The 12,351-nt window shown below is 63.2% G+C and carries 10 protein-coding genes; 2 read left to right on the top strand and 8 right to left on the bottom strand.

Going from position 1 to position 12,351, the window contains the following annotated elements:
* Positions 1-56: 56 nt before the first annotated feature.
* The 6 genes from HMPREF2806_RS00495 to HMPREF2806_RS00470 all read right to left on the bottom strand — a co-directional run bounded on the left by HMPREF2806_RS00495 (position 57) and on the right by HMPREF2806_RS00470 (position 5,943).
* Entirely contained in the window at positions 57-1,193 is a 1,137-nt protein-coding gene (locus HMPREF2806_RS00495) for a cysteine desulfurase family protein (protein ID WP_070515593.1), read from the bottom strand.
* Positions 1,193-2,152, bottom strand: coding sequence for an electron transfer flavoprotein subunit alpha/FixB family protein (locus tag HMPREF2806_RS00490; RefSeq protein WP_070511595.1), 960 nt, complete (start codon positions 2,150-2,152; stop codon positions 1,193-1,195). Before HMPREF2806_RS00490 ends, HMPREF2806_RS00495 begins: the two co-directional genes overlap by 1 nt.
* Before the next feature lie 12 nt (positions 2,153-2,164).
* Positions 2,165-2,965 carry an electron transfer flavoprotein subunit beta/FixA family protein gene (locus HMPREF2806_RS00485; protein ID WP_070511592.1) on the bottom strand — a complete coding sequence of 267 codons (801 nt, stop codon included), beginning with the start codon at positions 2,963-2,965 and terminating at the stop codon, positions 2,165-2,167.
* A gap of 34 nt (positions 2,966-2,999) precedes the next feature.
* Complete coding sequence (locus HMPREF2806_RS00480) at positions 3,000-4,151, bottom strand: THUMP-like domain-containing protein (protein WP_070515591.1); 1,152 nt, start codon at positions 4,149-4,151, stop codon at positions 3,000-3,002.
* Between the two features lie 20 nt (positions 4,152-4,171).
* Entirely contained in the window at positions 4,172-4,999 is an 828-nt protein-coding gene (locus HMPREF2806_RS00475; RefSeq protein WP_070515589.1) for an NUDIX hydrolase, read from the bottom strand.
* A gap of 95 nt (positions 5,000-5,094) precedes the next feature.
* Entirely contained in the window at positions 5,095-5,943 is an 849-nt protein-coding gene (locus HMPREF2806_RS00470) for an ABC transporter ATP-binding protein (protein WP_046648947.1), read from the bottom strand.
* A 57-nt stretch (positions 5,944-6,000) separates the two neighbouring features.
* On the opposite strand from HMPREF2806_RS00470, the gene HMPREF2806_RS00465 reads away from it, so the two are divergent.
* Together HMPREF2806_RS00465 and glgB are read left to right on the top strand one after the other, a co-directional pair.
* Complete coding sequence (locus HMPREF2806_RS00465) at positions 6,001-8,007, top strand: maltotransferase domain-containing protein (protein WP_070515620.1); 2,007 nt, start codon at positions 6,001-6,003, stop codon at positions 8,005-8,007.
* 106 nt (positions 8,008-8,113) lie between these two features.
* The gene (gene glgB / locus HMPREF2806_RS00460; RefSeq protein ID WP_070515588.1) at positions 8,114-10,234 is read left to right on the top strand and encodes a 1,4-alpha-glucan branching protein GlgB; all 2,121 of its coding nucleotides are present in this window, start codon (positions 8,114-8,116) and stop codon (positions 10,232-10,234) included.
* A gap of 91 nt (positions 10,235-10,325) precedes the next feature.
* On the opposite strand, the gene HMPREF2806_RS00455 is transcribed toward glgB, so the two are convergent.
* Together HMPREF2806_RS00455 and HMPREF2806_RS00450 are read right to left on the bottom strand one after the other, a co-directional pair.
* Complete coding sequence (locus HMPREF2806_RS00455) at positions 10,326-10,724, bottom strand: arsenate reductase/protein-tyrosine-phosphatase family protein (RefSeq protein ID WP_070515586.1); 399 nt, start codon at positions 10,722-10,724, stop codon at positions 10,326-10,328.
* 47 nt (positions 10,725-10,771) lie between these two features.
* On the bottom strand, positions 10,772-12,349 hold the full coding sequence (locus HMPREF2806_RS00450) for a peptide ABC transporter substrate-binding protein (protein WP_070511583.1): 1,578 nt from the start codon (positions 12,347-12,349) through the stop codon (positions 10,772-10,774).
* Positions 12,350-12,351 lie beyond the last annotated feature (2 nt).

Genomic DNA, 12,351 nt, shown 5'->3' with positions numbered 1-12,351 from the left:
AACGCGTTTGCTCGCCTTTGTCTTTGGGCGTCGGTACTGGCCGGGAGCTGTTGTGTTTACACCGACCGCGCGCGGCGAATAATCTCTGGAAGTTCGTTGATAACCACGTCGATGTCCTCTTCAGTGGTCATTCGTCCCAGGCTAAAGCGCAGGCTGCCGCGCCCGTGTTCCTCGTCAATGCCCATGGCTTCCAGCACGTGGGACATGCGGTTGACACCGGCGTGGCAGGCGGAGCCGGCGGAGGCTTCGATACCGGCGGCGTCGAGAAGCATGATGAGGCTGTCACCATCCGTACCCGGGAAGGACACGTGCAGGTGGGAGGCCAAGGTGGGCTCGGTGGAGTTGATGATGACGTTGTCGATGCTGTCCTCAATGCCGGCCTTGAGCTTGTCGCGGAGTGCCGTCAGGCGGGTGTCTTCCTGCTCCATTTCCGCGACGGACTCGCGCAGGGCCGCGGCGAGCGCGCTCGCACTCGCGACGTCGACGGTGCCGGGACGGATGCCGCGCTCCTGGCCGCCGCCGAAGGCGATGGGTTGAGGCGCCGGGGTACGGCGTGCGAGCAGCAAGCCAATGCCGCGGGGCCCGCCGAACTTGTGGGCGCTGGCAGCGAGTGTGGTGGCACCCAGCTCATGGAAGTTGATGGGTAGCTTGCCGGCGACCTGCACGGCATCGATGTGCACTGGGGTGTTCTGCGCGGCGGCGCGCTGAGTGATGTCCGCGACCGGCTGTATAGCGCCGGTCTCGTTGTTAGCCCACATGCAGGTGGCAACCGCGGCCGGGGTATCCAGGGCGCTTAAGTCGCTGATGTGGCCGGTGGAATCGACCGGCAGCAGATCCACGGTGGCGCCATGCTCAGCGCGGAGCTTCTCCACGGTCTCAAGGACGGCGGGGTGCTCGATGGGGGTCGAGATGATGCGCTTCTCCGCCTCCGGTGCTGCGCTTTGCGCAGCACGGAAAAGACCCTGGATGGCAATGTTATCCGCCTCCGTGCCGGAGGAGGTGAAGACTACCTCGATGGGTTCGCAGCCCAGCAGCTCGGCGACGGTCTCGCGGGCGTCGTCCAGCACGGAGCGTGCCTTACGCCCGGAGCCATAGGCCGAGCCGGGGTTGAGGGACCCGGCGGCGTCGACCCATGCGTCGATGGCGCACTGGCGCATGGGTTGGGTAGCTGCGTAATCGAGGTAGCGAGGCATTAGTTGCCGGCCCCCTTGCGGGACTCAAGCTCGGAGACCAGCGCCGGGGCGATCTCGTGGAGGTCGCCCACCACACCGAGGTCGGCGATCTGGAAGAAAGGCTCGTCCTGATCCTGGTTAACCACGACGATAGTCTCCGAGGTCTGCATGCCTGAGGTGTGCTGGATGGCGCCGGAGATGCCGAGGCCGATGTAGAGCTTCGGGGAGACGGTCACGCCGGTCTGGCCCACCTGGTGGGCCGGGTCGTAGAAACCTTCGTCCACGGCGTCGCGGGTGGCGCCGACGGCGCCACCGAGGACGTCGGCAAGCGGCTCCACCACGTCGGCGAACTTATCGCCCACGCCGCGGCCACCGGCGACGACGACCTTCGCGGAGGTCAGCTCCGGACGGGCGGTCTTCTCTGCCGGAGTGAAGGAGGTGACGGTGACGTCCTTCACGGTGGCGGCGGGCAGCTCGAAGGGAGCGGGTGCCGCGGTGACCGGCTGGGGTTCGGCAGCCACGGAGCCAGGGCGCAGAGTGTAAACCACGGAACCAGTGGCCGTGGAGGAGGTCTCGTAGGAGCCGCCGAAGATGGTGTGGTGCGCGGAGCCATCAGCATTGATGCCGTCGACGTTGACCAGGGCGCCCGAGCCCAGGCGGGCGGCGAGGCGGCCGGCGATCTCGTTGTTAGTCGGAGTCGCAGCCAGCACGATGGGCGCCGGGTTATTGGCGGCCAGGGCGTGGAGGGCGTCGACCTCCGGGGTGACGATGCGCTGCTCATAGTCCGCGGCGGTCGCCTGCACTACCTGGGCTGCACCGAAATTACCCAACTCGGCATCGAAGGAGGCGGCGGTAGCGGCATCCTTCGCCACGACGACGGCGGAGACGGTACCAAGTGCGCGGGCGGCGGTGATGAGCTCACCAGTGACGGGGCTCAGCTGCTCTGCTTCGTGCTCAACTAGGACATAAACGTGAGACATAATTTTTCTCCTTTAACCCTCGATGAGATTCTTGGCGGCCAGGAAGTCCGCGACCTTGGCGGCAGCCACGGCCGGATCAGTATCCGTGATGACCTCACCGGCGGTACGGGCCGGGCGCTGCGCGGAGGCGGTAACCGTGGTGGTGGACGGCACGCCATCAATGCCCAGGTCGGCCACGGCGAGCGTGGTGACCTCAGCCTTCTTGGCGGCCATCAGGCCCTTGAAGTTGGGGAAACGCGGCTTGTCGGCCTTGTCCGTAAAGGACAGGATGGCCGGCAGGTTGGCGCTGAGTTCCCAGTGGCCGTGGACATCTTCACGGGTACCGGTGGCGGTGGCGCCGGCCAGGGAGGCTGCCTTGAGCTCAGTGAGCGCGGGCAGCTGACGGTACTCGGCCAGCAGGCCGGCAATGAGACCGGTGGAGGCATCCGAGGAGTTATTGCCCAGGGTGATGACCTGGACCTCGCCGAACTTCTCGGCCACCTTGTTGATGGCGGCGTTAAGAACCCAGGCGGTGGCCAGGGCGTCGGCGCCAGCGAGGGCGTCATCCGTCACGTGCACGGCGTGATCCGCGCCCATGGCCAGGGCCTTGCGCAGGGCCTCATCGGCAGCGGCCGGGCCCATGGTGAGTGCGACGACCTCGTAGCCGGCGTCGGCGTTATCGTCGCGCAGGCGCAGTGCCTGCTCGACGGAGTACTCGTTGACCTCATCGATGACGTTATCCACCGAGGTGCGGTCCAACGTGTGGTCCGCCTCCAGGGTCTTCGTTGACCACGTATCCGGTACGTGCTTGACCAGAGCCACAATGACTGGCATGTGGGCACTTCCCCTTCCGTAAATTTTGAAACTATTAGGGTGCGTAATTACCTTCGGTCGATACTACTCGCGGTCCGCACAACACCGCGACTCCCTTCGTTCCAATGCGTGTGACCACGAGCGTCTTGGCGGTCGACCCCTTCAACTTGAGCTTCTTGCGCAGCTGATCCGGGTTCACGTCTTGCCCGCGTACCAGGATTTCCAGCGAGCCAACGTCGTGAGCCGCCATAGCCGCCTTGAGCTTCTTCATGGGGACCATCTCGATGAATTCAAATCCGGACGTGCCGTGAGGCAGGCGGTCACCGGTGAGGTAAGCAATGCGCGGGTCCAGTTGGTGCAGGCCTTCCCGCGCGGCGTAGTGGCGCACCAGCCCGGCGCGCACGATGGCGCCGTCGGGGTCGATGAGGAAGCGCCCGATGGGTCCAGCCTCAGGTAGCTCGTCGTCGTCGAGGTCGTCGTCGATGACGTCCGTGTGTATTCCTTCGGGCGTGGTATTGAGGACCACTGCCCTCTTCCCCATTCCCAGGCCCGGGGTATACAGGCAGGTTTCCTTCACCCCTCCGTCAAGGCTCACCGCGCAGGCCAGGCCTTCCCATTCGGAGTGGTCGATGCCGGGTGCGCATTTGATGGCCATCTCGCCGTGGGTGGCCAGCAGATCTGCTGGCGGGGGCAGAAGTTGGTCCAGGCGGGTAATGCGGTTGCCGCCTTGGCGCCGGGCGGGGTCGGCGATGCAGACTTCGGCGGTGGTCGTGGTGGTCAGAGCATCAGCGCGAAAGACTGGGTGCTCAATGTTGTGCTGCGCCATGGCTACGCGCGAGGCGTCCAGGTCGCTGCCCACATAAGCACCGGGGCGATAGGCCTGCCCTTCGGTACCGATAGAGCAGGTGAGGTCGTGGACCACGTCCACGTTGCGTTCCTGAAGGAACTGCGCGCGGTAGGCGGCCACCGCGGGCGGGGTGGCCTGTTGGGCGGAGTCGTGGTCCATGAGCCACTGCCCCGGCAGCTTTCCGGAGCTGCGGGCTTGGATGAGTTCGGCCACGGCACGCCCGTAGTCACCAAAGTGGGCCTGCAGCTTGGCGACGTCCCTCAGGTGCGCCTTCTTGGTGCCCTCCAGGTCCGCCGCGGCGGCGTCGATCGCAGCGGCGTTCTCACGCAGGAAGGAAACTTCGTCCAGGGTGTAGCTCATGGTCGTTTCTTCAAGCCGGTTTAAATGCGGTCGACGGGGAAGGTGGTGAAGTATTCGCGGTAGCGCTCATCGTCCCGGGGATCCCCGATGATAGGGCGCAGATCGGAGAAGGAGGCATCGTCCAAGACTTCCTTGACGCTGGAATAGGACGTGAGGCGCTTGAGCTGTGCCCACGTCGGGATGGCGAGGCGCACCAGCCCGGCGCGCCAGCCATCCAAGACCAATTGCGGGTCGAACCAGCCGGCGTCATCGGCTTCGCCCGTATCCCCATCGGGTTCTTGGCCCTCGGGCAGTACACCGATGAAGAAGAAGGTGTCGAACCAGTGGTTGTTGTCTTCACCGGCCCAGCGGGACCAAGGCAGCAGCATGTCGGCGTCGACACGCATGCCGTTGTGCTCCAGGAACTCGGTGAAGGAAATCTCATGGGTTTCCAGCAGCTCGCGCTCGCGATGGTAGCGCGAGGCGTCGGAGACCAAGCCGTCCTCGCGGATGGCTAGCAACGTGCCGGCCTCCTCGAAAAGCTCCCGGGCGGCGGCGAAGACAAGGGCGTGTGCCTTGTACTTGGTTACGCCCATGCGGCGTGCCATGGACACCACTGAGCGGCCTGCCCACAGTTCGCCAGAGTCCCAGGTTCGCGGTGGGAAGTCACGCGGGTCTACCCCGCCGCCGGGAAAGACGACGTGGCCGGGGTAGTTGCGCATGGTGCGCACGCGTTCTTGGATCCACACGCGCAGCCCCTCGGCCGTATCGCGCAACAGGAGGACAGTAGCGGCCAGACGTGCCCCGTTAAAGCCCGTTTTTTCGCCAGGGTCGATGGCGTCAAGGCTGTCGTGGATGGACTGACTCATGCAACTTTCCGTGTCTGCAGGCTGGGGGCAGAATTCGAGAGGTATACGTCGAGGGTGTGTACCGAGGTTTTGTACTGAGAGATATGTACTAGGGGTTAGCGGACTCGTCGGGCGAAGTACCTCTCCCCGATGCGATCCACCTGGATAGGTTGGTGGAAGGCCTTGGAAAGGTTTTCCGACGTCAGGACAGAGTTAATGAGTCCTTTGGCCACGACCTTACCCTCATCCAGGAGCATCGCATGGGTAAATCCGTAAGGGATTTCCTCCACGTGGTGGGTAATCATGACAATCGCCGGGGCATCCGCATCGAGTGCTAGGTCCCCCAAGTAGCCCACGAGGTCCTCACGGCCGCCCAAGTCCATGCCCGCGGAGGGCTCATCCAGGATGAGCAGCTCCGGGTTAGCCATGAGCGCGCGGGCGAGGATGACGCGCTTCTTTTCTCCCTCGGAGAGCGTGCCCCAGGTCCGCTCTGCAAGGTGTGCGGCGCCGACTTGTTCCAAGATCTCGTCGGCACGGGAGAAGTCCATGTCTTGGTAGTCCTCACGCCAGCGGCCGAGGACCGCATAGCCAGCAGACACGACGAGATCATCCACGCGCTCGTTGTCCGGGATGCGGTGCTGGACGGCAGCGGAAGAGATGCCAATGGCGGCGCGCAGATCGCGCATATCCGTTTTGCCCAGGCGCTCACCCATGAGGAAAGCCACGCCAGCGGACGGGAATTCTTCGGCGGCGGCCATGCGCACCAGGGAGGTCTTGCCCGCGCCATTGGGGCCGATGATGACCCAACGCTCATCGAGCTCCACCTGCCAGTCGACGGGCCCCACCAGCGTGCGCCCGCCGCGTCGTAGCTCGACGCCGCGGAAGTCAATCAACCAATCCTCGTCGGTTTCCATCAGTTCAGGGTCTTGCTGGCTCAATTGCTCTGGAGTGTTCACACGCACCATTGTGGCCGATATCCTCCTTCCCCGGTGAAACTGACACAGCTGCATTATTCTATGGGCATGACTCAACGCCTTGGTATCGACGATGTCCGCCCCTCCCTCTCCGGTAATGCCGCCTCGAAGGCCGTAGTCGGAGAGGTTGTTCCTGTCACCGCGCTGGTGTGGCGCGAGGGCCACGATGCCGTCGCCGCGACGCTGTCGGTGTGGAACACCGAATCCCCGTCCACCTCCGCCGTGACCATGACCGTGGACCCGGAAGACCAGGACCGAGTCCACGGGGTGTTTACTCCGGCGACTCCCGGGCGTTGGTTCTTCCGCATCGATGCCTGGTCGGATCCGATGTCCACGTGGCGCAACGCGGTGATCAAGAAGATGGAGGCGGGGCAATCCGCACAGGAGCTCAGCAACGATCTGTTGCACGGCGCCGAGCTCTTCGAGGAGGCGGCCATCCAGTGCCCGAGCGATAAGGCGGAGCTGCTCTTTCAGGCGTCGAAAGAGCTCAAGGATGACACGGTGGACGTCGACAAGCGCGTGCGTACCGCGCTCTCCGAGGAGGTCGCCGAGATCCTCCACCACCACCCGCTGCGCCACCTGCTGGTCGAAGGTGACATCCACGAGGTCCTGGTAGAGCGCCGCGAGGCCCTCTACAACTCCTGGTACGAGCTCTTCCCGCGCTCGACCGGCGGGTGGGATGACGAGGGCAACCCCGTGCACGGCACGTTTAAGACCACAGCGCAGGCACTGGAGCGCGTGGCTGCCATGGGGTTCGACACCGTCTACTTCCCTCCCATCCACCCCATTGGCGAAGTGCACCGCAAGGGCCGCAACAACTCGGTGGTGGCTGAGCCTGGTGATGTGGGCTCGCCGTGGGCCATTCAGGACCACTCCACCACGCACCCGGAGCTGGGCACCATGGAGGACTTCAAGGAGCTGGTCAAGAAGGCCGCCGACTTGGGCCTGGAGGTAGCACTGGACTTGGCGTTGCAGGCCTCCCCGGACCACCCGTGGGCCAAGACCAACCCGGAATTTTTCACGGTGTTGGCCGATGGCACCATTGCCTACGCGGAGAACCCGCCGAAGAAGTACCAGGACATCTATCCGCTCAATTTCGATAACGACCCAGACGCCATTTACGCGGAGATCTACCGCATCGTCATGATTTGGGTGGAGGCTGGTGTCACCACCTTCCGCGTGGATAACCCGCACACCAAGCCGGCCAATTTCTGGAACTGGCTGATCTCCAAGGTGCACATCACCCACCCGGAGGTCATCTTCCTCTCCGAGGCCTTTACCCGCGCCCCGCGTCTGTTCGGTCTGGCCAAGGCAGGATTTACGCAGTCCTATACCTACTTCACGTGGCAGACCTCCAAGCACGAGCTCACCGAATTCGCGCAGATGCACGTGGAGCAAGCCGATATCTGCCGGCCCAACCTCTTTGTCAATACCCCGGATATCCTCCACGAGTCCCTGCAGACCGGCGGGCGCGCCATGTTCGCCATCCGCGCCACCCTGGCGGCCACGCTCTCCCCGCTGTGGGGCGTGTACTCCGGCTTCGAGCTCTACGAGCACCAAGCAGTCAAGCCGGGCAGCGAGGAATACCTCGATTCGGAGAAGTACGAGCTGCGCCCGCGTGACTTCCAGGCCGCAGTCAAGTCTGGTGACTCCCTGGAATCCTATATCCGCCTGCTCAACCTCATCCGCCGCGAGAACCCGGCCCTCCAGCAACTGCGCACGCTGCGCTTCCACAACACCGATAACGAGGCCATCATTGCCTACTCCAAGGCTGATCCCACCACCGGCAACGTGGTGCTCGTGGTGGTCAACCTGGATCCGCGCAATGCACAGGAGGCCACAGTCTTCCTGGATCTTGCCGCCGTGGGCCGCCACCCGGGCGATCACTTCACGGTGCAGGACACCATCAGTGGAGCTGCCTACGAGTGGTCCGACCGTAACTTCGTGCGCCTGGAACCGCTGCGTGACGTCGCCCACATCTTCATCCTCCCGCCGGCCCACCATGACCTGCAGGAACGCATAGCGTGGCGCCGGGTGAACGACTACCGCGCCTAAGCTTTAAAGCCGCTGAAACCCCGCGCTGAACCCGTACCCCCTTCATAGGTAGCGCGGGGTTTCTTTTAGGCCCCGCGAGCGGGCGTTGTTCGGTAATTTGGTCTGTATGAACATCCCGGCCTCAGACCTCGAACGCCTCAACCACTGCCGCCACCACGCGCCCCATGATTTCTATGGGTGGCACGACGGAACCGTCCGCACTCGCCGCCCCGGTGCCGAAGCCGTCGAGCTCGTCACCGCCACCGAAACCCTCGCCATGCGCGCGGTTGGGGATGATATCTGGGAGGCCTCGCTCGCCGAAGAAGCAGACTACCGCCTGCGCATCACCTACCCGGGCCAGCCCGCCGTCGAGGTAGCGGACGGCTACCACTTCCTGCCTACCCTGGGCACCCTGGATCAGCACCTCATTGGCGAAGGCCGCCACGAGCGCCTCTGGGAGGTCTTGGGCGCCAACCTCAAGAGCTACACCACCGACTTGGGTGAGGTCGAAGGAACGGCGTTTGCCGTGTGGGCACCCAACGCGGAAGGCGTGGCCGTGGTCGGTGACTTCTGCGGTTGGAACCCTACCCAGTACCCCATGCGTTGCCTCGGCTCCACGGGCATTTGGGAGGTTTTCATCCCCGGCGTGGGCGAAGGCGAGCGTTATAAGTTTGCGGTCCACGGCAAGAACTCTCCGCGCATTGACAAGGCCGACCCCCTGGCCAAGCGCACCATTGCCCCGCCGGAAACCGCCTCCGTGGTGGCCCGCTCCAGCTTCGAGTGGAGCGACGAGGAGTGGATGAGCAAGCGCACCGGGGACCTCGACGTCCCGATGAGCGTTTATGAGCTCCACGTCGGCTCCTGGAAAGTGGGCGCCAACTACAACAGCTTGCGCGAAGAACTCATCCCTTACCTGGTGGAGCACGGCTTTACCCACGTGGAGCTGCTGCCCGTGGCCGAACACCCCTTCGGTGGATCCTGGGGCTACCAGGTCTCCGGCTACTACGCTCCCTCCGCGCGCTGGGGCACCCCGGACGAGCTACGCGCGCTCATCAACGACCTGCACAAGGCAGGCATCGGCGTCTTCGTTGACTGGGTTCCCGCGCACTTCCCCAAGGATGAGTGGGCGCTGGGCCGCTTCGATGGGCAGGCACTCTACGAGCACCCGGATCCGCGCCGCGGCGAACAGGCTGACTGGGGCACGTACGTCTTCGATTTCGGCCGCAACGAGGTGCGCAATTTCCTCGTGGCTAACGCCCTGTACTGGGCTGAGGAGTTCCACGTGGATGGCCTGCGAGTCGACGCCGTTGCTTCCATGCTCTACCTGGACTACTCCCGCGAGGAATGGCTGCCCAATATCTACGGCGGGCGCGAGAACCTTGAGGCCGTCCAATTCCTCCAGGAAACCAACGCCACCCTGAACCGCACCCACCCGGGCGTGCTGACCATCGCGGAAGAGTCCACCTCCTGGCCGGGCGTGACCGCACCGACCCACGAGGGCGGACTGGGCTTTAGCCTGAAGTGGAACATGGGCTGGATGAACGACACCCTGGAGTACTTCAAACACGAACCGATTCACCGCCGCTACCACCACGGCGAGCTCACCTTCTCCATGGTCTACGCCTACTCGGAGCGCTACGTGCTCCCCTTTAGCCACGACGAGGTGGTGCACGGCAAGGGCTCCTTGTGGGAGCGCATGCCGGGCGATGACTGGAATAAGGCCGCGGGCCTGCGTGCGCTATACGGCTACATGTTCTCCCACCCGGGCAAGCAACTGATGTTCATGGGCCAGGAGTTTGGCCAGACCACCGAATGGGCAGAGGGCCACTCTGTGGACTGGTCCAACTTGGAGGGCTGGGGCAACGAGTGGCACCACGGCATTAAGCGCCTGGTGCGCGACCTCAACGCGGTGTACAAGCAACAGCCGGCCCTGTGGACACAAGACTTCACGCAGGATGGCTTCCAGTGGGTCAAGGCTGATGACTCGAATAACAACATGCTGGGCTACGTCCGCTACGGCAAGGACGGCTCCGCCTTGTTGGCGGTGTGCAACTTCTCCGGCAGCTCGGTGCCCCACTATGACCTCTGGGTGCCGCGCGATGGCGAGTGGGAGCTGGTCATCAACACAGACGACGCCGTCTACCAGGGCGCTGGCAACGACCTTGCCCACCACGTGCGCTCCGAAGGCAACCACGTACAGCTGCACCTGCCGGCCAACTCGGTGCAGTGGTATGCCTTCCGTGGCTAGTTTCTCAAAATACAACTGCCCGAGTTGCCAAAGATCACCGCTGGGATCGAATTCCAGCCCCTAGTTTTGGCAACTCAGGCAGTTTCAGTTTTCAGTCCTGCGCGTGACCATCAAGGAAAGCTCTTACGCGAGCATCAATGTCATCGCGCAGCGCATCCATACGCGCTTCTCCCTCTAGGCCACGCACGGACGGGTCCTCAATCTCCCAACGCTCAGCCACTCCGTCATAGTCGGCATCACCGACGATGACGACGTGATCCACCGAAGACGCGAGGCCGGCATCAAGCAGCGTCGGCGTACCTTCCATGTCCGCTCCGACCTTTGCAAGGGAAGCCTGCGCCTCAGCGTTCACCCCCTGCTCACGGTGCTGTTCAGTGGTCTTTACGCCTGCAGAGTGAACTTCCCAATCGGGCGCATGCTTCCTAGCTAAGGCAGCCGCCATCTGAGACTTGCCCCGGTTGGTATTGCAAAGAAAAAGTACGGAGGTCATGCCTCCGCACTTTAGTCATATTGCGGTGTGTCTGTAGGACCAGATCCCTAGTTCTTCTTCACCGCGTAGTACACCGGCAGGGACTTCCAGTTGAATGTCACGTCCTGGACGTTCTCCGACCACCCGCCGACCACGTTCGGGTAGAACAGCGGGATGGAGGGAAGGTCACGCAGCAGCAGCTCCTGTGCCTGGTTGTAGAGCTTCGCGGCTTCCTCCTCGTTCGCGGCGCCGTTGGCCTTCACAATCAGTTCATCGAATTCCGGGTTGGAGTACTTCGAGTCATTCGAAGCTACGCCCGTGGTGAAGTTTGGCCCAAGGAAGTTACCCATCGAGGGATAGTCGGCGAACCACGCCGTGCGGTAGGCGCCGTCCATACGCTCGGTGCGGTAGGCATCGCGGAAGGACTTGAAGTCCGGGTAAGGGTTGCCCACGGCCTGGATTCCCAGCGCGTTGCTGATGCTGTTAGCCACCGCATCAGCCCAGTCCTTGTTGTCACCATCGGTGTTATAGTTGATCGGGAACGTGCCTTCAAAAGCACCGTACTTCTTGTCGGCCTCCGCCCACAGCTTCTTGGCTTCCTCCGGGTTATAGTCCAGGTTCTCCGAACCCGGCAGGCTGTCGTTGTACCCGTTCAGCACCGGTGAGGTGAACTCCCGGGCCGGGGTGCGGGTGCCATGGAAGATGGTCTCCGCGATCTCCTCACGGTTGATGGCCATCGAGATTGCCTTGCGTCGCAGCGTGCCCTCTTCCCCACTGAAATGAGGCGTTTCTACGTGGATGGACATCTCCAGGTAGGTGGCAGCCGGCTTGGTCTCCTCGCGGCCGGCCAGGTCCTGCTCATAGCTGCCGAAAGCGGATGAAGGAATGGCTTCGAGCACATCGAGGTTATTCGCCAGCAGGTCCATGTACGCAGCACTAGAGTCGGCGTAGAAGGCGAATTCGATGCCGTCGTTCTGCGCTGCGCGGTCGCCCTTATACTCCGGGTTCGGCTCGATGATCAGGTTCTGGTTGTGGTTCCATTCCTTGATCTTGTACGGACCGTTGGACACCGGGGTCTCGCCGAAAGCCTGTGGGTCCTCCAGTGCGGCCGCAGGCACCGGGAAGTACGCGTTGTAACCTAAGCGGCTCGGAAAGTCGCTTTCCGGTTGGGTGAGCTCGATGGTGAAGGTGCGCTCATCGATGACCTTGAGGCCCTCCATTTCTTTGACGCCTTCACCGTAGCCCTTAATGGAGGAGAAGAAGCTCTCATTGAGCTGTTCGTTGGCTACAGCGTAGTTCCACGTATCGACGAAAGTAGCCGCGGTTACGGCGGAGCCATCGGAGAACTTCAGGTCCGGCTTGAGCGTGACCTTGTAAGTCTTGTCCCCTTCCTTGTCAATGGACTCGGCCATCTCGTTGTGCACGTTGCCGTCAGCGTCGTAGTACACCAATCCGGAAAACAGCATGTCGACGATGCGTCCGCCACCGTTCTCATTCGTCATCGCGGGGATAAGCCCCTGCTGCGGCTCGGTGCCCAGAACGCGAACATAGTTGGCACCGCCGGCACTATCGGAGCCGTCGCTTCCGCAGGCGGCAAGGGTAAAAGCAAGAGAGGCGGCGCCGACGACGCCGAGGAGCTTGCGCATGA

Origin of the sequence: Corynebacterium sp. HMSC076G08, assembly GCF_001811515.1 — a bacterium.
GTDB lineage: Bacteria > Actinomycetota > Actinomycetes > Mycobacteriales > Mycobacteriaceae > Corynebacterium > Corynebacterium hiratae.
The sequence above is the reverse complement of the archived record's forward strand: the minus strand, read 5'-3'. Positions and strand labels throughout refer to the sequence as shown.